General features: G+C 67.8%; 19 protein-coding genes and 1 tRNA gene. 8 read left to right on the top strand and 12 right to left on the bottom strand.

Annotation, left to right across the window (positions count from 1 at the left end):
• Positions 1-6: 6 nt before the first annotated feature.
• The 6 genes from tolR (at position 7) to AC5LXK_RS03745 (ending at position 4,393) form a co-directional block, all read left to right on the top strand.
• Complete coding sequence (tolR, locus tag AC5LXK_RS03770) at positions 7-456, top strand: protein TolR (RefSeq protein WP_006484943.1); 450 nt, start codon at positions 7-9, stop codon at positions 454-456.
• Positions 453-1,502 carry a cell envelope integrity protein TolA gene (gene tolA, locus AC5LXK_RS03765; RefSeq protein ID WP_493390373.1) on the top strand — a complete coding sequence of 350 codons (1,050 nt, stop codon included), beginning with the start codon at positions 453-455 and terminating at the stop codon, positions 1,500-1,502. The genes tolR and tolA overlap by 4 nt, the downstream gene beginning before the upstream one ends.
• 109 nt (positions 1,503-1,611) lie before the next feature.
• A complete protein-coding gene (gene tolB, locus AC5LXK_RS03760) occupies positions 1,612-2,907 on the top strand; it encodes a Tol-Pal system beta propeller repeat protein TolB (RefSeq protein WP_493390372.1) in 1,296 nt (431 codons plus the stop codon).
• 17 nt (positions 2,908-2,924) lie between these two features.
• Positions 2,925-3,437, top strand: a complete 513-nt coding sequence (gene pal, locus AC5LXK_RS03755) for a peptidoglycan-associated lipoprotein Pal (protein ID WP_006484980.1) — start codon at positions 2,925-2,927, stop codon at positions 3,435-3,437.
• A gap of 19 nt (positions 3,438-3,456) precedes the next feature.
• Positions 3,457-4,206, top strand: coding sequence for a tol-pal system protein YbgF (gene ybgF, locus AC5LXK_RS03750; protein ID WP_493390371.1), 750 nt, complete (start codon positions 3,457-3,459; stop codon positions 4,204-4,206).
• A 110-nt stretch (positions 4,207-4,316) separates the two neighbouring features.
• A tRNA-Lys gene (locus AC5LXK_RS03745) sits at positions 4,317-4,393 on the top strand.
• A gap of 211 nt (positions 4,394-4,604) precedes the next feature.
• Here the strand turns inward: AC5LXK_RS03745 and AC5LXK_RS03740 are convergent.
• The 10 genes from AC5LXK_RS03740 to AC5LXK_RS03695 form a co-directional block, all read right to left on the bottom strand.
• Positions 4,605-6,929 (bottom strand): hypothetical protein, encoded by a 2,325-nt coding sequence (locus AC5LXK_RS03740; RefSeq protein WP_493390370.1) that lies wholly within the window; start codon positions 6,927-6,929, stop codon positions 4,605-4,607.
• Between the two features lie 76 nt (positions 6,930-7,005).
• A complete protein-coding gene (locus tag AC5LXK_RS03735; protein ID WP_493390369.1) occupies positions 7,006-8,061 on the bottom strand; it encodes a beta-propeller fold lactonase family protein in 1,056 nt (351 codons plus the stop codon).
• A 142-nt stretch (positions 8,062-8,203) separates the two neighbouring features.
• Positions 8,204-9,151: a fatty acid desaturase family protein gene (locus AC5LXK_RS03730; RefSeq protein WP_493390368.1), complete on the bottom strand. Its 948-nt coding sequence runs from the start codon at positions 9,149-9,151 to the stop codon at positions 8,204-8,206.
• Entirely contained in the window at positions 9,148-9,765 is a 618-nt protein-coding gene (locus tag AC5LXK_RS03725) for a phosphatase PAP2 family protein (RefSeq protein ID WP_493390367.1), read from the bottom strand. Before AC5LXK_RS03725 ends, AC5LXK_RS03730 begins: the two co-directional genes overlap by 4 nt.
• Positions 9,762-10,919 carry a glycosyltransferase family protein gene (locus tag AC5LXK_RS03720; protein WP_493390366.1) on the bottom strand — a complete coding sequence of 386 codons (1,158 nt, stop codon included), beginning with the start codon at positions 10,917-10,919 and terminating at the stop codon, positions 9,762-9,764. The genes AC5LXK_RS03725 and AC5LXK_RS03720 overlap by 4 nt, the downstream gene beginning before the upstream one ends.
• Positions 10,916-11,665 (bottom strand): hypothetical protein, encoded by a 750-nt coding sequence (locus tag AC5LXK_RS03715; protein ID WP_493390365.1) that lies wholly within the window; start codon positions 11,663-11,665, stop codon positions 10,916-10,918. Before AC5LXK_RS03715 ends, AC5LXK_RS03720 begins: the two co-directional genes overlap by 4 nt.
• Positions 11,662-12,678 carry a hypothetical protein gene (locus tag AC5LXK_RS03710; RefSeq protein ID WP_493390364.1) on the bottom strand — a complete coding sequence of 339 codons (1,017 nt, stop codon included), beginning with the start codon at positions 12,676-12,678 and terminating at the stop codon, positions 11,662-11,664. Before AC5LXK_RS03710 ends, AC5LXK_RS03715 begins: the two co-directional genes overlap by 4 nt.
• Before the next feature lie 66 nt (positions 12,679-12,744).
• Positions 12,745-13,809, bottom strand: coding sequence for a glycosyltransferase family 2 protein (locus tag AC5LXK_RS03705; protein ID WP_493390363.1), 1,065 nt, complete (start codon positions 13,807-13,809; stop codon positions 12,745-12,747).
• Positions 13,810-13,948: 139 nt separating this feature from the next.
• On the bottom strand, positions 13,949-14,392 hold the full coding sequence (yiaA, locus tag AC5LXK_RS03700) for an inner membrane protein YiaA (protein ID WP_226240879.1): 444 nt from the start codon (positions 14,390-14,392) through the stop codon (positions 13,949-13,951).
• Positions 14,393-14,495: 103 nt separating this feature from the next.
• A complete protein-coding gene (locus AC5LXK_RS03695) occupies positions 14,496-15,443 on the bottom strand; it encodes a cupin domain-containing protein (protein WP_493390362.1) in 948 nt (315 codons plus the stop codon).
• Positions 15,444-15,573: 130 nt separating this feature from the next.
• On the opposite strand from AC5LXK_RS03695, the gene AC5LXK_RS03690 reads away from it, so the two are divergent.
• Positions 15,574-15,903, top strand: coding sequence for a carboxymuconolactone decarboxylase family protein (locus AC5LXK_RS03690; RefSeq protein ID WP_014897972.1), 330 nt, complete (start codon positions 15,574-15,576; stop codon positions 15,901-15,903).
• Positions 15,904-16,085: 182 nt separating this feature from the next.
• Positions 16,086-16,919: a class II glutamine amidotransferase gene (locus AC5LXK_RS03685; protein ID WP_493391178.1), complete on the top strand. Its 834-nt coding sequence runs from the start codon at positions 16,086-16,088 to the stop codon at positions 16,917-16,919.
• Between the two features lie 21 nt (positions 16,920-16,940).
• On the opposite strand, the gene AC5LXK_RS03680 is transcribed toward AC5LXK_RS03685, so the two are convergent.
• On the bottom strand, positions 16,941-17,615 hold the full coding sequence (locus tag AC5LXK_RS03680) for a GNAT family N-acetyltransferase (protein ID WP_493390361.1): 675 nt from the start codon (positions 17,613-17,615) through the stop codon (positions 16,941-16,943).
• Complete coding sequence (locus tag AC5LXK_RS03675; protein ID WP_493390360.1) at positions 17,612-18,940, bottom strand: aminotransferase class I/II-fold pyridoxal phosphate-dependent enzyme; 1,329 nt, start codon at positions 18,938-18,940, stop codon at positions 17,612-17,614. Before AC5LXK_RS03675 ends, AC5LXK_RS03680 begins: the two co-directional genes overlap by 4 nt.
• Positions 18,941-18,988 lie beyond the last annotated feature (48 nt).

The following is an 18,988-nucleotide window of genomic DNA, read 5'->3' as shown; positions in this document are numbered from 1 at the left end:
CGCGCCATGGCAGGAAGCCCCATCCGATCCAGCATGCGCGGCGGCCGTTCGCGCCGCGCAATGGCCGACATCAACGTCGTGCCGTACATCGACGTGATGCTGGTGCTGCTCGTGATCTTCATGGTCACCGCACCGCTCGTCGCCCCGTCGATCATCAACCTGCCGACCGTCGGCAATGCCGCGCCGCAGGAGCAGACGCCACCCGTCGTCGTCAACATCAAGGCCGACCGCACGATGAGCGTCAAGTACAAGGGCGACTCGGGCGCGACCCAGGAAGACACGATGACGAAGGCCGAGCTCGACAGCTTCATCTCGGCCCGTCAGGCCGATCACCCTGACCAGCCGGTCGTGATCGCAGCCGACAAGACCGTGCAGTACGATGCCGTCATGACCGTGATGTCCGATCTGAAGGCGCGCGGCGTCAAGCGCGTCGGTCTCCTCGTCAAATCGCAATGAACCGGCAGCAATCCACGCGCAGCTCCGCCTACCCGACTCAGCCTCCCCGCGAGCGCGGCACCTGGCGCGCATTCGCGCTCGCCGCCCTGATGCACGTGCTGCTCGCGCTGTTTCTCTATCACGGCGTGCAGTGGCAGAACAGCACGCCGGCCGGCGCCGAAGCCGAGCTGTGGACCGAGGTGCCCGACGTCGCCACGCCGCGGCCCGTCGTGACGCCGCCCGCGAAGGTCGCGCCGCCCGCTCCCCCGGTGCGCGACGAGCAGGCCGACATCGCGCTGCAGCAGAAGAAGCGGCAGCAGGAAGCGGCCGCGCGCGAAGCGCTGCTCGATCAGCAGCGCCGTGCGCAGCAACTGAAGGCCCAGCAGGAAGACGAAGCCCGGCGCGCGCAGCTCGCGGCGCAACAGGCCGCCGCGCTCGCCGCGCAGAAGGCCGCGGATCGCGACAAGCAGAAGCAGGCCGACAAGCTCAAGCAACAGCAGCTCGCCGAGCAGCAGAAGCTCGAACAGCAGAAACTCCAGCAACAGAAGCAGGCGCAGCTCGAAGCGCAGCAAGCGGCGAAGGCCAAGGCCGACGCAGCCGCGAAGGCGAAGGCGGATGCCCAGGCCAAGGCGAAGGCCGAAGCCACGGCGCGCGCGAAGGCCAATGCGGCGGCGAACGCGAAGCTCGACCGCGAGCGCAACGCGCGCCTCGCGCAGATGCAGGGCCTGTCCGGCGCCGGCGAAGGCGGCGGCGAAGGCCTCGCGAAAAGCGGCACGGGCACGGGCTCCGGCGGCAATGCCGCAACGCCCGGCTATGCCGACAAGGTGCGCCGCCGCGTCAAACCGAACATCGTTTGGGCCGGCGAGCGAACAGGCCTGACCACCGTCGTCAAGATTCGGTGCACGCCTTCCGGTGACGTGTTGAGCGCATCGGTCTCCCGCTCGAGCGGGAATTCGGGGTGGGATCAAGCCGTGGTCAGTGCGATCCACGCATCGGTCCCGTTGCCGCCCGATTCTAACGGTCGTACCCCGTCTGACATTACGATTACCTTCAAGGCAGCGGAGTGAAAGGAAATGCGCTTACACTCCGTGCGTCGCTGTCAGACGGGAACGAATCGGGTATTTTTACTGTCTCTGCCGTTGCGCAGCGATCCAAGTCATACGGGAAGCAAGAAGCATGAGTTTGATGACAAAGCTAGGTTTCAGGGTACTCGTGGCCTCGTGTCTTATCACGGCGGGCAGCGCCGCTAACGCCCAGGTCAACGTGCTGATCACCGGTGTCGGGTCGACCCAATTCCCCATTGCCACCGCGAACTTCGCGAACGAGGCAGGCCTGCCGCAGCAGGTCACGTCGATCGTCCGCGCCGACCTCGCCCGCAGTGGCAAATTCACCAACATCGACGCAGGCAGCACGCCCGTGCCCGAGACCGCATCGGTCGATCTCGGCGCATGGAAGGCCAAGGGCGCGAATGCGTTCGTCGCCGGCAGCGTGAATCGCGAGCCGAACGGCCAGTACAAGGTCAATTTCATCCTGTACGACACCGTGAAGCAGCAAAGCCTCGGCGGCCTGTCGCTGACGGCCACCGACACCACGCTGCGCACGGCCGGCCACAAGATCGCCGACTACATCTACCAGAAGCTGCTCGGCGTGCGCGGCGTGTTCGCCACGCGGCTGTCGTACGTGATCAAGACCGGTAATCGCTACCAGCTGCAGATTTCGGATTCGGACGGCCAGAACGCGCGCATCGCGCTGTCGAGCACCGAGCCGATCATCTCGCCGGCCTGGTCGCCGAGCGGGACGAAGGTCGCGTACGTGTCGTTCGAGCGCAAGAAGCCGATCGTCTACATCCACGACCTGCCGACCGGCCGCCGCTACATGGTCTCCGACCAGAAGGGCAACAACAGCGCACCGGCGTGGTCGCCGGACAGCAACACGCTCGCCGTCGCGCTGTCGCTGACAGGCAATACGCAAATTTATACGGTGAACGCGAACGGCGGCGGCCTGCGTCGTCTCACGCAGGGCAGCTCGATCGACACCGAGCCGTTCTACTCGCCGGACGGCCGCTGGATCTACTTCACGAGCGATCGCGGCGGCGCGCCGCAGATCTACCGGATGCCCGCACAGGGTGAAAGCGCCGGTACCGCGCAGCGCGTGACCTTCACCGGCAGCTACAACACCAGCCCGCGCATCAGCCCGGACGGCAAGCTGCTCGCTTACATCTCCCGCACGGGCGGGGGCTTCAAGCTGTACGTTCAGGATCTGCAGACCGGCGCGGCGAACGCCATCACGAATACCAATCGCGACGAATCGCCGAGCTTCGCGGCAAACGGCCAGTACCTTCTGTACGCTACCCAGTCGGGTGGCCGCAATGTTCTGGCTGCAGTGCCCTCCGACGGCAGCGCGCCGCCGCAAATCCTGTCCGTCCAGGGCGGCTCCGTTCGTGAGCCGTCGTGGGGGCCCTTCATGCAATGACCACAAGGAGAGTAACCATGATGTCGAACAAAGCTCGTCTGGCCCTGGCCGTGATGATGATCAGCGCGCTCGCCGCATGTAAGTCGGGCGTGAAGCTCGACGACAAGGCGAACAATGCGGGCGCAGTCAGCACGCAACCGAGCGCCGACAACGTCGCGCAAGTGAACGTCGATCCGCTGAACGACCCGAACAGCCCGCTCGCAAAGCGCAGCATCTACTTCGACTTCGACAGCTATTCGGTGAAGGACGAGTACCAGCCGCTGATGCAGCAGCACGCCCAGTACCTGAAGAGCCATCCGCAACGCCACGTGCTGATCCAGGGCAACACCGACGAACGCGGCACGAGCGAGTACAACCTCGCGCTGGGCCAGAAGCGTGCGGAAGCCGTCCGCCGTGCGATGGCACTGCTCGGCGTGAACGATTCGCAGATGGAAGCCGTGAGCCTCGGCAAGGAAAAGCCGCAGGCAACGGGTCACGACGAAGCATCGTGGGCGCAGAACCGTCGCGCCGACCTCGTCTACCAACAGTAAGTAACGGAAGAATCGCCGTATGACGCACCGTGTAACCTGGCTGCGTGCAGCCGCAGCTCTCTGCGTCGCCGGCGCGGCGTGGTCGGCCGCGCCGGCGCACGCCGGCGTGTTCGACGACAACGAAGCGCGCCGTGCCGTGCTCGACCTGCGCAGCAAAACCGACAACCTGACGAGCCAGTTGTCCGCCGCCCAGCGTACGATCCTCGATCAATCCGGCCGTCTCGACCAGCTGAACCAGCAGGTCGCGACGCTGCGCGGCGAGAACGAGGACCTGACGAACCGGCTGACGACACTCGAACGGCAGCAGAAAGAGTACTACCAGGATCTCGACACGCGGCTCAAGAAGTTCGAGCCGCAGCAGGCGACGATCGATGGTGTCGAAGGCACCGTGCAGCCGGGTGAAACGGATGCGCTCAATGCGGCGCAGCAGCAGTTCCGCAACGGCAGCTTCAAGGCGGCCGCGGCTTCGTTCCGCGCGTTCATCGCGAAGTATCCGCAGAGCCCTTACCAGCCGACCGCGCAGTACTGGTACGGCAATGCGCAATACGCGCTGCGCGACTACCGCGGTTCGACTGCGACGTGGCAGGGGATCGTCAGCAAGTTCCCGCAGCACCCGCGCGCGGCCGACGCGCTCGTGGCGATCGGGACGAACCAGCTCGAACAAGGCCAGAAGGCGGCCGCGAAGAAGACGTTCGAGCAGGTCGTGTCGCAGTACGCCGGGTCGAACGCAGCGCAGACGGCGCAAGGCAAGCTCGAGACGATCAAATAATTATCGTGACGGGTTGTTGACAGGTTAGCAACCCGTCGCTATAATCTTTTGCTCTTTGGGTCGCTTGTCAAGTTGTTGAAGCAACGAACCAGAACAGGTTTCAAGAACGTGGGGTGGTAACTCAGTTGGTTAGAGTATCTGACTTTTAATCAGAGAGTCGAGGGTTCGAGTCCCTCCCACCCTACCAACTATCTTCGATAGTGCAAAAAGCCTCCCTCGCGGAGGCTTTTTTGCGTCTGTCGCACTGACGTGCAAGAGACGCCCCTCCCCTGTCTGCGACGAGCGCTTCGTTGAGCGCGCATCGCACGCCAATCATCGTCATGCACCCGTCTGCCGTGGCAACGACGCTTGGCCGGCGCAGCGCCACCGCGCCGGCCAAGCGTCGTTCGCTCCTTCCGTCACGGCTGTCGCGCATTTGCCTCCACGGCCTTCTCCTGCGTCGCCGCCGCAACCGGCACCTGTGCCACGGCCGCGCCCGGCGCGCGCAGCCGCACGATCCCCTCGTCACCGACTTCGACGAACAGATCGCCGTTCGGCAAGGTGACCATCCCCGCCGGACGATTCAGCGACCCCGGCAACGCACCCGGCCGATTGCCGCGTGACCCGAGTTGTCCAGCGATCACCGCCGCATCGCCCTTTGCATCGATCCGCAAGACGGTATGGTTCCCGCTGTCACTCACGTACACGTTGCCGCTCGCATCGGCCGCGATCCGGTCGGGCATGCACCATGTCCAGTCGCAACTGATCAGGTTGTTCCTCAGCCGGTCCTCCTCGTCGCGCGACTTCGCCTTCGCCAGCGCGCCGTAGTACGCATGCTCCGCGGCCGGCCAGGGTCCGGGGAGGAAGTGGATACGGTGCGCGCCGGTCGCGGGGTCGATCCGCCAGATCACGTCGCGGCTCAACACGTAGAGCTGTCCTTGCGGGCCGACCGCCAGATCCTCGTAGCTGCCCGGGCGCCGCCTGCTCGTGACGAAGCGTTCGACGTCCTCACGCGGAATCTTGTATTGCTGCGCCTCGCGCGCCACCGTCGCGACCGTTCCCGTCGAGAAATCGAGCCGGCGGATACTCGCGCCGCGGCCCGCCACGTAAGGACTGTCGTCGAGCACGTACAAGTGGCCATCGCGGTCGAAACGCAGGTAGTGCGGCTGCCAGAACGTCGCCTGCGCAAACGGGCCGTCGACCCGCGTCTCGTCGCTGACCTTGCCGCTCACCGTCCGCACGTTGCCCTGCGGGTCGATACGCCGGATCAGCGCATTGCCGCTGTCGGCCACATAAAGGTTGCCGGACGCATCCAGCGCGAGCCCGGACGGATAGCGGAAGCGTGCCTTCAAGCGTGGCCCGTCGTTGCGCCCCTTGTCGTCCGGCGCGCCGGCCCACAGCTCGCCCTTGCCGTCCGGTGCGATCCGGTAGATCGCATCGTCGAGCCGGTCGACGTAGTAGATCGTGCCGTCAGGGGCCACCGCGAAATCGTCGTCGACCGATCCCGGCAACCGCACCCGCCTCGTGTCGGCCGTGTCGGTCACCAGCAGTGCATCGCTGCGGTTGCTCACGCCTGCGTACGCGAGCAGGCGGCCGTCCGGCGCGGCCTGCAGCACGACCTCGCCGCTGCCCGTCGTCACCAGCCTGCGGCCCGATCCGTCGATCGCCAGCGACGTCAGGTCGCGATCGTCCGAGCGCCCGCGCTGCAGCGCCGGCTGCGCGATGCGCACGGTCGCGCCCGGCTTGCCGTCGGCACCGATCGCCACGATCGACCGCGCCGTGGCCGCGATCATCTGCCCTGAGCCATCGAACGCAAGCGCGATGTAGTCGGGATCGCCGGACGCATCGCCTGCTTCGGTTTGCTTGTCGCTTTCGCTCGCCGGCGGCATGCCGATGAACGGCACGCTTCCGGCCAGTGCCGCGACCGGCCCCGGCTCCGGCGGCACGCCTACCGGTGCGGCGGCCGCCGATACGTCGTCCGGTGCGTCGGCGCTCTTGCACGAAGACAACGGCGTATAGCCGTTCGGCGTCACATGGCCGAACGTCTTGCCGTCGGTGATCCAGATCGCACCGCTCGGGCTCGCCGCTATCGCGCGAATCCCCGCAGGCATGCAATCGCCATCGGGTTGCTTCCACGTCGCCACCGATCCGTCGGCGCCGACGATGCGCAGATGGCCCGAATAGAGTTCACGCGCCCAGAGCCGGCCCTGCCCGTCCAGCGCAAGGGCGTCCGGGTGATCGAGCTGACCGACACCGTTCGGGCCATCGGCATCACCGGCCTTGCCCGGCAGGCCGGCGATCGTGGCAACGGTACCGTCCGGCCGGATCGCGCGCACCAGCGAGTTACCGGTATCGGCCACATAGATCGTGCCGTCCGGCGCACGCACCGCATCGCCCGGCTGGTCGAAGCGCGCGGCGGCAGACGCGCCATCCTGATACGCACGCACGCCGCTGCGACCGGCCAGCGTCATCACATGGCCCTGCGCATCGATATGCCGCACGGTCGACGCGTACCGGTCCACCACGAGCACGCCGCCGTCCCGGTCCGCATGCAGCCGCAGGTCGCCGGCGAAACGGGCCGCCGTACCGGCACCGTCGAGATTGCCTTCCGAGCCGGGCGTGCCGGCCACCCACTCGAGCGACGGCCCGCTCGCCAGCGGAAAGTTGCTGCACGCGCTCAGCAGCACGGCCACGGCCGCACCGGTCGCGACGCGCATGCCGAACCCGTTTGCATTCCGGATCATCTTCTTCTCCTTGCCATTCCATTCGCACCGGCTGCCGGCACACGCATGGCGCGACCAGCCGGCCGGCACCTGTCTCTCATTGCGATGCGGCCTGCGCAGCCGGCTGGCAGAACAGCTCGCCGCTGGCAGCCACATAGTCGGCCAGCCGCCCCGGATCGCGTACATCGAACAGCGACACGCTGCCGGCCTGGCTCGCATTGAGCACCGCGAGCCGGCTGCCGTCCGGATTGAACGCCAGCGCAAGCGGCCATTCGCCGGTGCGATAGGCGGCGCGCAGCATGCCCGTCGCGCGATCGGCGACCAGCACCGTGTTCTCCTGCGGCAGGCTGAACGCGATCAGGCGACCGTCCGGGCTGAACGCGAAGTGGTAACTCGTCAGCGCGCGGCAATATTGCGCCGCCTGGCGCGGCTTCAGCGTGTTCGCATCGTAGGCCGCGATGCCGTCGCGAAACAGCGCAACCAGTTCGCCGGAGCCCGGTTCGACCGCAACGTCGAACGCGTCGGAATCGGCGATCGTGCCGACCTGCGCGCGCGTCTGCGTATCGAATGCGTCGATCCCGCCCGCCACGCCGTTCGTGACGAACAGGCGTCGCCCGTCCGCCGACAGTGCGAGCGCGGCAGGCCGTCCGAACGGCTGGTTGCCGGCGTCCCCGCCGCTCAGCGCAATCGGCTTGCCGAGCGTGCGGAACGTCGCGAGATCGACGACGGATACCGAGTTGGCGACCACGTTCAGCACGTACGCGCGCGTGCCGTCCGGCGATATCGCGACAGCCTGCGGGAAGCGCTGCACCTTCGCGACGCCGTCAACGTGTCCGCTGTCGAGGTCGAGCTTCGCCAGCGAATCGGCACGCATCGAGCTCACATACGCGTGACGCTCGTCGGTCGCGATCGCGATGCCTGTCGCCCCCATCCCGCGGCAGAAGTTGTCGGGGCACCCGTCATTCACCGCCTTTGCCGGCCGCTCGCCGAGGTCGCGCATGCGCTGCCCGACCGCCACGTCGATCACCGCGACGGTGTTGTCGCTGTTGCTGGTGACGTACAGGCGCTTGCCGTCCGGCCCGAACGCCATGCCGGCAGGGCCGTTACCGACCGCGATGACGGCCGGCACAGCGGGCGTTGCGGACGTTGCCACGGCAGGAGCCGTCTGCGCGCACGCAGAGGCTGCCATCATCGCAAGCGCCACGGAAAGCACGGCTCGATGCAGCACCCGCGGCTTGAAATCGACTCTCACTCTTTTGCTCCCGGAAGATGGACACGCGGCATCGAACGATGCATCAGCGCACGCTCACGTCCCGCAGCACCGCGCCGTACCCGGCGTACAGGTTGCCGTCGGGCAGCAGCTGCAGTTGCGCGAGCTGCCGGTGCACGACCGGCAGGTTATGGAACGGCATCCGCATGAACAGATGATGTTCGATATGGAAATGAATCGCGTGCGGGCCGAACAGGAACGTCTGCCACGAACGCCGGGCGATCGTGCGCGCGTTGCGGCTCTGGTCCGTGCAAGCCGGCAGCCCCGCGTGCTCGAAAATCGCGCGCACCTGCCCGGCGAGCGGCAGCAGCGTGACGGACGGCACGATCCACAGCGCGACGTACAGCAGCGGATGTCCGGCCAGCGCGAGCGCGCCGAACAACGCGCCGTTGCCGGCCAGCATCGACGCGATCTCCCACGCCGCATACGCGCGCGATTTTTCAACCGTCGGCAACGCATGCGCGAACGCGCCGCGTGCGAGCTTCACGACGCTCGTCACGTAGCCGATCCCGCACGCGTACGCGAGCAGGCGGCCGATCAGCCGCACGCGCGTAACCGGATAGTCGTGCACGCCGAACAGCAGCGCGACGGGGTCGTCCGGCTGCATCGGCGCGCGATGATGCTTCAGATGGCCGGCACGATACGTGCGCAGCGACAGCCACAACGGGCCGGCCGCGAACAGCTGGCCCAGCGCGTCGTTGACGCGCCGATTCGGCGCGAGCAACCCGTGCGCCCCTTCGTGCATCATGACCGCGAGCGCAAGCTGGCTGCGCGCGATCACGATGGCGGCACACGCGTAGGCAAGCGGATGCGCGAACGCGATCGCAACGGCGAACGCGGCGGCGATCATCAGCCAGTCACCCGCCAGCGCCACGCCGACACGCGCCACATTCACGCGAAACAGCGCGGGATCGGGCACGAACCGCGCCAGCCCGGCGTTCGATCCGGCGGGTCGAACCTGCGCGCCCGTCATGCGAGCCTCCTGCGCAACGCACGCCGCTCGACCCACAACGCGCTGACCATCGCGAGCGCGACACCGCCCAGCACATCGGCCACCGTGTGCTGCTTGAGCGTCAGCGTCGATGTGCAGATCAGCAGCCCGATCGATGCCGCGACGATCCGGCGCCGGTCCGTCAGCATCCGGCATGCAAGACACGTCACCGCGATATGCAGGCTCGGGAAGCCGTTGGCTGCGAGATCGAGCTGCCACATGCGCGCGAGGCGATGGCGCACGAACGCATTGCCGATCTCCGCGACGTCGGGCCGCGGCACAGCTTCCGGAACCAGCAGGAAGCAGACGACACCGAGCACGAACGCGATCAGCACGGCCTCCTTGAACGCGGCGAATGCGGACGGCCGTGCATACGCGGCGAGCACGATCACGAACGGAAAGAACGCGACGTAGACGAACCACGACCATGCGATGAACGGAATCCGCGCATCGAGCGCCGTGGCCAGCACATAGCGGGGCGTGACGCCGCGCTCCAGCAGAAAGAAGATCGCGAGGCCCGCGGCCATGCCGAACGTCGCGGCCAGCATCTGCCGGACATCGGGCCGGCGATCGTCACGAAGCGACCTTGTATTCATCGCGATGCCGGCGCCTCGCATCGGGTTTCAGCGTCGGCCACCCGCGCATGCGGACGCAATGCGAGGAGGCGCGACGTCCATGCGTCCACGCGCGCACGCGCATGCTCGCGGCCCGCGAGCGTGCCTGCCGACGTACCGGGATCGCGCATCAGCTCGCTGGCGGCCTGCCCGACCGACCGCCGAAATGCCGCCGCATCGCCTCGCCATGTGACGACGCGATGCACGAGTTGCAGCCGCGCCGCGCGCGCGGCGTTGCTCGCCTGTTCGGGCTGATCGGTCTGCACGAGCAGGATCGGGCGGCGATACACGCGCGCGATCGACAGCGCGGCCATGCCGGGTGCCGATACGATCAACGGCGCATGCGCAGCGCGCGTCGGCCAGTCGGCGTCGACGCCGCTCCAGCCGTCGTGGCCTGCGTAGCCTTCGCCGACACGGTGCGCGGCGAGCCCTGCGTCGCGCATGCCGGCCGACAACGCATCGGCAAGCGCAACGTCACGGAAGTGCGGATTCAGATAGACGGCCGCGGCGGCCTGTTCCGGTACCGGCAGCTCGGCGACGACCGGCACCGGCGTCGGCAACCGGCCATGCCGGTGCGATCGCGGCGCATCGTCGGCGACGTCGTACGCGAAGTCGTGCTCGATACATCCCCGCGCCGAATCGATCTGCCAGTCGACGATGCGCGCGAAGGCATGCGCCAGCACGCGCGGCAACCGCGCATCGAAATTCGCGGTCAACGCGCGGCGCAGGCTGCCGCCATACACGTGAACGATGCGACGCCGCCAGCCCGGCACCGCGCCCATGAACAGCAGCGCCGGATGAAACGAGTCGTTGATCACGAGATCCGCGTCGCGCACGATCGCGCGCAGCCGCACGATGTCGCGCAACATCCGCGTCGGCCTGAACACGTAATGCGCGACATTGCGATCGGTCGCATCGCGCAGCATGTTCTGCCGTTCGTCGAACTGCACCGCGTAGAGCCGGGACAGCACGGCCGCTTCGATGCCGAACGCAGCCAGGAATGCCTGCCCGGCATCGGACGTCGTCAACACGTCGACCTGCGCGCCGGCCGCACGCAACGCATGCACGAGCAGTTGCGCGCGCATCAGGTGGCCGCGCGCGTCGGCCGTCGCGAGATAGACAATGCGCGACATCATGTGCGCGGACGAAGCGACTGCGCCCAGCCGGCCGCGTACATCACCAGCGCGCCCGTCACGCCGAAACCGGCTTCGATCGCGCGGATCTCGTCCAGCAAGGCGGCGAGCGCTGCAGCCTCGGACGGCGCGACGAGACGGCGCAGCGTATCCGCGCAGAGGCGGACATGACGCGTCTCGTCGGCAAGCACCCGCGAAAGCAACGGATACAGCGGATGCGCGTCGCCGATCGTCGCGCAGTGGCGCGCGAGCACGCGCATCGCCATCTGTTCCGCACACAGGCCCGTCGCATACGCCGGCACGAGTACGCCTTGCGCGAAGTGCGGCGCGTAGCGTTGCGCGAGCCGACGCCACCGCATGATCTTGCGCCGGCTCAGCCAGTCGGGTTCATGCGGCCCGGCCGATGCCGCGACACCGCGCTCGCGCAGCGCATCGACAAACGCCGCCGCGTGACGGCGCTCGTCCGCGAGATGCTGCTCGATGCGCGGCGCGAGCCAGTCCGGCGGCTGTCCGGTCCAGTCCTCGTGCAACGCGCACTCGGTCGCTTCCTCGCCGATCAGGTACATGCGCAGCATCCAGCGCTCGCCATGCGTGCTGCGATGCAGCCGCCGGATCGCCGCCCGCTTGATGCGATCGACGAGATACGCACGCGCACGCGCCGCGCCACGCGGCACCGGCGCGTCGAGACAGTCGAGTCGCTCGCCGTGCGCCACCTGCGACGCTGCGGGCTGTTCGCTTGCAGCGGTCATGCCGGCATGTTTCGTGCGGATGAAGACTTCGACGCAGCTGCCGCTGTGGCAGCCGGATCGCGACGCCAGCCGAGGATCAGGCCGACGAAGCTTTCCTGCATGAACGCATGCGCGGAGGCGGCCGCACCCGCGAATGCCTCTTCGCGGCCATTCACACGCAGATAGCCGTTGCCGTCGCGCGCGCCGAATTCGATCCGGTCGTTCTTCCGGAAGCCCTGCTCGCGCACGTCTTTCAGGAGTGCGCTGCCGTCGAGGCCGAACAGGAACAGCTCGCGCTGCGCGACCCACACCGGGATGTGATTGCTCAGCGCATCGAAGCGGACGGCCCACGTACCGGACGCGAGCGCACGATCGACGTCGGCATCGCGCGGCGCGTTCGACGTGAAGCTCGCGCGCGCGACCGACTTCGTCAGGCCGCCCACGCCGAGCGCGATCGTGATGTCGTCCGCGGACGGTTGCTTCGGATCGGTCGCGCGCACCTTCACGAGATGCCGTGCAAGCTGCGATGCAAGCGACGGATGGGCGAACAGCGCGAGCGTTTCGTCCGGCGTGAGCACGTCGCGCTCGCCATCACCCTCCGTCACACGCACGCGGTACGGATCGATCCGCACATCCGTGAACTTGCCGTGCACGGGCGCATGGACGTACACGTCGCGGTCCCATTTCGCGCCGTCGCGACGCAGCAGCACGTGCACGCTCAACGGCACGCGCCGGCCGTCGGCATCGACGCCCGTGCCTTGCAGCAGCACGTCGCCGAGCACGTCCTTCGTGCGGCGCTTCGCATCGTTCGAGAAGACGATCGTGTGTGTCTCCGTATCGATGCTCGCGTGAACGTCGGGCGTATCGAGCGCGACGCGATTGCAGTCCGTTGCGGCCGCGTTCGCGAACGGGCAGCCGCTTTGCGACGCGAAATGATAGATTCCGCGTCCCGCATGATCGACCGGCGCGGCAAGGGCACCGGCGCTGGCGGCAAACAGGGCGAGGCAGGCAACACGGGTGGCGAGTGAAGACATGGTCGTCGTCGGGATGGAGTCGGGATGTCGAAGTATCGTGGCGCCGCGGCGATGTGCGGCGTCGCTTCAGTGACGGTGATAGGACAGCGCGTCGAGATCGCGCCGGGCCGATGCGCGTCCCGCGAGCCCGAAACCGCGCGCGAGCGCGCCGAGCGTATCGACGGCGGATGCGGCGATCGTGACGCCGACGGCCGCGAGATAGCGGAGCGTGCCCAGTTGCGGCAACTGCTGGCGATTGAGCGCGCGCAGGCTGTAGCCGACCCGCATCACCATCACGCAGAACGGACCGAGCGGACCGCTGCGGCCGAGCCATTGCCAGTGGCGCGGCAGGTATGCGTTCACGAGATACGGCGTCAGCCCGACGCTGTCCTCGCCGCGCATCCAGCGCAGCTTCAACGACTCGAGATGCGTGTCCGGCAACCGATGCTCGGTGTGCGCGGCCGGCGCGAACTCGACGGCCACGCCGGCCGCCTGCATCCGCAGCCCCATCACCTGGCAATGCGCGCGATAGACGCCGTCGAGCGGCTCGTAACGGAATTGCGCGAACACGTCGTGCCGGAACGCGACGTTGTTCGCGTAGAAATTGCGCGTCGCGCCGTCGCGCAGCGGGCTCGGGAAATACATGAAATCGATCGACGTCAGCGCGATGCCCAGCACGTTGGGGGCATAGCTGGTGCGCCCCGCCACCGCGACGGGTGCGCCGCCCGCGTCGCGAGCAAACGGCGCAAGCAGGTGTTCGAGCCAGTCGTCGGCCGGCCGGCAATCGGCATCGCCGAATACGACGATGTCGCAGCGCGACACATCGACACGATCGAAACCGTCGTTCTTCGCATCGTAGTAGCCGGTGCTCGCACCGATCTCGACGAAATCGACCGGGCGGCCGGCCAGCACAGCGATTTCCGCGCACGCATCGGCAGGCAGGCCGTCGTGCGTGATGATCCATTGCGCCAGCGCCGCCGGCGGCACGGTCTGCTTCGACAGCGCCGACACGAGGTGCTTCAGGCTGTCGACGGCCTGCACGAGGCCCGCGCCGCCGCGCAGGTTGTTCGTCTCCAGCACGAGCGCAGCGTGCGCCGCCACGGAACGGGCGGCCGTGAGCGTGCTCGAGGCGGTTTGATTGAGGTTCGGCATCCGGAATATCTCCATCGTCATGCGCGACGGCATGGATGAAACGAAAGGAGGATGGGCCTGCGGCGCGCCGGCGAATGCGGGGCGCCGCGTGCGTCATCGCGCAGCGGGCGGCCCGGGCGGGCGCCCGCCCCGCGTGCGGTTACTCCTGAACGGACGGCGCGGAATCGGCGTCGGTATAGCGCGGCTTTGCGTTCTGCAGGTCGCGGGTGTTCTTCTGCACGGCTACCGCGCCGAACAGCGCGAGTACGAACGACATCGCGTAAAAGCCCTTCTCGCTCAACTGCAGCGTCGCGTTGAAGAGGCCGACGACCAGCAGCGCGATCGACAGCAGCAGCGCGATCCAGCTGAGGCCGTAGTAGATGCCGGTGACGGGAATGCCTTCCGCACGGTCGCGCACGCTCTTCTGCAGCGAGATCGCCGCATAGAGGCCGAACACCAGCACGGTGAAGTAGTAGCCCTTCTCGTTGAGCTGCATGCCGGCGTTCCAGAGCCCGATCAGGAATGCCGCGAAACCGGCGAGCAGCGCGGCCCACGATGCGGCCACGAATGCGAACGACGGCTGCTGGATGGTGGTCTGGTTCATTGCTTTGCCCTCTCTTTCTTCTTGTGCGAAATCGTTTTCGTCGAACTGCGTTTTGCGCATGGTAGCAGCTTTGGCGCGTACCAAGACGGCCGCGATTGCAGTCTTACGTTTCGCGCTGCGCACGCCGCCAGCGGCCCGGCGTCGTGCCGAGTACGGCGCGAAACGCCTTGCCGAATGCGGCTTCGGACTGATAGCCGACCGCCTGCCCGATTTCCGCCTGCCCGCGTTGCGTGTCCTGCAGCAGCGCGCACGCATGCATCATCCGGATCTGCGCGACGAACGCGCCGACGCTCATCCCGGCCTTCTCGCGGAAATGCCGCGCATAGGTTGCGCGCGACATCGCCGCCACCGCGCCGAGCGACTCGACCGTCCACGGCTGCTCCGGCGCCTGCAGCACGGCCTGGACCGACGGCCCGAGCCGCGCATCGGCCGCGAGCGTGAGCCAGCCGGACGGCACGCGCGCGCCGCGACCATACGCACGCAGCGCGTAGGCCAGCAGTGCCTGCCCGAGCGCGTTGACGATCGCGCCGGCGCCCGGCTGCACGTTCGACGCCTCGCTGCGCAGCACGCTCGTCAGCAACTGCAGCGGCGCGAACCCCGACGCGTCGCGCAATCCGACGTGCAATACCTGCGGCAGCGCGCGCATCAGCAGTTCGCCCGCGCCGCGTGCATAGACGAAGCGGCCGCACAGCAGATCCACGCTTGCGCCGCCCGGCCCGGCCGGATCGAGATTCGACTTGACCGGCAGTACCGCGCCGTCGCCGGCGCCCGAATCGCGCAGCGGCACGACCGGCGGCGACCGGCCACCCCCTGCATCGAGCAGGTCGTGCGCCCCGCCCGCGGGCAGCAGCACGAAATCGCCTTCGGCGAGCTGCAGCGAGCGCCCGTCGGCAGTACGCAGCCGGCAGGTGCCGGCCAGCACCAGATGGAACGCCGCCTCGCCGGGCGGCAACGGATCGTGCGGCATCGCGAACGGCCCGTCGAGCAGGCAGCGCACGTCGAGCTCGACGTGGCTGCGCCCCAGCGACAGCAGCTGACTCAATGCATCCATGAGACGATTGCGCTAAAAATTGACACTCTAGCGTATCGAAACCACCAGCGCGAGCGATCAGAATAGCCCTGCATCGCACGAGATCGCGGCGCCCGCCGCCCTCCTCACCTCTTCTCGAAAAGGACGCATCATGCTGAACTGGAACGAATACCGGAAGGAACTCTCGACGCGCATCGGCGAAATCGCCAAGCTGTCGCCCGATACGCTGGCCGGCTACAAGGCGCTGTCCGGCGCCGGCGCCAAGACCGGCCATCTCGACGCGAAGACGCGTGAGCTGATCGCACTCGCCGTGGCCGTCACGACGCGCTGCGACGGCTGTATCGCCGTGCACACCGCCGAAGCGGCGAAACATGGCGCGACCAAGGAGGAAGTGGCGGAAGCGCTGGGCGTAGCGGTGGCGCTGAATGCAGGCGCGGCGCTCGTCTACTCGGCGCGCGTGATGGACGCGCTCGGCGACTGAGCCAACGACCGCGGCGCGGCCGTCGCGCCGCTGCGTCGCGTGGCCCCCGGCCGCACGGCCGGGTGGTTTGCGCGTCGCGCATGAGGCTGCCATGTCTGAAGATTGCGGCCCCGTCACCCGGGCGCGGCCGCACCGCGAAGTCGGCTACCATGCGCGAACGATCCATCGTGAAGGAGCGCTCCATGTGCCGCTGGCTCGCCTATACCGGGAATCCGATCCATCTGGAAACCGTGCTGTTCCGCGCAAAGCATTCGCTGATCGACCAGAGCCTGCATTCTGAGCTGGGCGCGACGACCACCAACGGCGACGGCTTCGGCATCGGCTGGTACGGGCATCCCGACGAACTCCCGTTCCGCTACCGCTCCGTGCATCCCGCGTGGAACGATCGCAACCTGCGCGAAGCCGCGCGTGCGATCCGCTCGCGGATGTTCATTGCGCACATCCGCGCGGCAACCGACACGCCCGTGCAGGAAACCAACTGCCACCCGTTCCGCCACGGCCGCTGGCTGTTCGCGCACAACGGGCTGATCCGCGATTTCCACAAGCTGCGCCGCGACCTGACGCTGAAGGTCGATCCCGCGCTGTTCCCGACGCTCGAAGGTTCGACCGACTCCGAACTGATGTTCCGCCTCGCGTTGACGTACGGCCTCGAGCAGACGCCGCTGGCGGCGCTCGAGCGGATGGTCGGCGTGGTCGAGGAAACCGCCGCGCGGCATCGCGTGGCCGACCCGCTCAACATGACGATCTGCGCGACCGACGGCGAGCGGATCATCGCGGTGCGCTATTCGAGCGAACGGCAATCGCGCTCGCTGTTCCACAGCACGTCGTTCAAGCACCTGCACGAGCTGTATCCGCACAACCCGCGCATCGCCGAAGCCGGCGACGATGCGTTCATGGTCGTGTCCGAGCCGCTCGTCGACCTGCGCGGCGCGTGGGAGGAAGTGCCGGAGGGGATGGCGATCATCGCGCATGGCGCCGATGTGCAGCAGCGGCCGTTCGCGCCGCGGCACAAGTAACGGGCGGAACCTGTCGCGCCGTCAGGCGCGACGCGAGAACCGCATCCGGATCGAATCGAGTTCGGCCGGGAGCCGGCGCGAACGGGCGCGCGGCCGCGGCAGCGCGGCAAACCCGAGCCGCTCGTACAGTGCGCGGGCGCGCACGTTGCGGGTCAGCACGTCGAGCACGACGTCGCGGCTGCCGTCGGCCGGCAACGCGCCTGTGTCCAGCGCATCGCGGAACAACGCACTGAAGACGCCCGTGCCACGCAGGCGTTCGTCCGTCGCGCAATGCGCGACGAGGATCTGCGAACGCTTCGGCGCGGGAAGTTCCGTTTCGAGGATCAGCCCGCGCAGCAACTGGCCGATCGTGCGGCGCACGCCGAAGAAGCGCGCGAGTGCCCACACGACATGCACGTCGTCGAACATCGTCCGCTGCCCGTCGTGCATCGCCATCACGGCAAGCACGGTGGCGTCTTCGGCAATCGCGACACGGTGCCGGCGCCACGAGAAGCGCCCGTGGCGCGACCGGAACCCCTGCTGCAGGAAGGCAATGCAACGCGCATCGCTTTCGCCGAGAAAGAAGCCGAATTCGGCCACGCCGGATGCAAACACGAGCGGCGCGCACGCGGCCGCATCATCCGCATCGGCCGCGCGGAACCGCACCGGCTCGTCGGCGCGCGGGGCCGCCTGCACGAACGCGGCGGCCTGCGTCATGCGCCACGACCGGCGAGTCGCGACAGTGCGGCTACCGTCCGGCTGATCTGCTCCGGCTCGTGCGTCGAGCAGATGAAGAAGCGCAGGCGCGCGGCCTTTTCCTCGACGGCCGGATAGAAGATCGGCTGCACGTTGATCCCTTCGTCGAACATCGCATTCGCCCACTGCGCGGCCTTCAGCGAACTCCCGGTAATCACCGGCACGACCGCATAGCCCGCACTCGTGCCCGTGTTCAGCCCGGCGGCACGCGCCTCGGTCAGGAACTGGCGCCCGCGCGCCTGCAGCTGCGCGACGCGCTGCGGCTCGGCCTGCAGGCGCTCGAGCGCGGCCAGCGACGCTTCGGCGAGCATCGGCGCGAGACCGACGCTGTACAGGAAACCCGGCGCCAGATGGCGCAGCATGTCGACGAGCGGCTGGCAGCCGGCGATGAAACCGCCGCAGCCGGCCAGCGTCTTGCTCATCGTGCCCATCCACATGTCGACCTGGTCAGGTGCGACGCCGCAATGCTCACGGATACCCCTGCCGGTCGCACCGAGCACACCGAGCGAATGCGCCTCGTCGACCAGCAGGAACGCGCCGTGGCGCGTCTTCAGGTCGACGAAGCGCTGCAGGTCGGGGAAATCGCCGTCCATGCTGTACAGCCCCTCGATCGCGATCAGCACGTGCCGGTATTCGCGACGCACGCGCGACAACAGATCGTCGAGCGCCTGCCAGTCGTTGTGCGCGAAGCTCAGCCGTTTCGCGCCGCTCAGTTGCGCGCCCTGCACGATGCTGTTGTGCGCGAGCGCATCGTGGACGATCAGGTCGCCCGGGCCGAACAGCGCGCCGATCACGGTCACGTTCGTCGCATGGCCGCTCACGAACGCGACGCAGTCGTCGGTTTCATAGAAACCGGCCAGCGCGCGCTCGAGGTCGCGCTGCACCGGGCGTTCGCCCGCGACCATCCGGCTCGCCGATGCCGACGTGCCATAGCGGTCGATCGCGGCTTTCGCGCGCGCGGATACCGCCGGATCGCCGGCGAGGCCGAGGTAGTTGTAGTTCGCGAAGTTCAGGTATTCGCGTCCGCCGATCTGCGTCGTCGCACCGGCAACACCGTCATGCACGCGGAAAAACGGCGAGTCGACACGCAGTTTCTCGCCCATCTCGCGCATGATCCGGACCTGCTGATACTGCGGCATCGACTCGAAGCGGCTGCGCGCCGACGCGGCCTGCGTTGCCGGCGTGCCGGGCACGCCGGGTGCCGCGGCGGCATCGGTCGCGCGTTCCAGTTGCCGTTTCAGCGCTTTCGCCGCCAGTTGCTGGCGAAGATGCTCTCCCAGTGCCATTGCTTCCTTCGCTGTATCTCGAAAAGACGCTATGTTACGCCGCGAATT

It is taken from the genome of Burkholderia pulmonis, from assembly GCF_984667975.1.
This window is presented reverse-complemented; position numbering and strand designations above follow the sequence as displayed.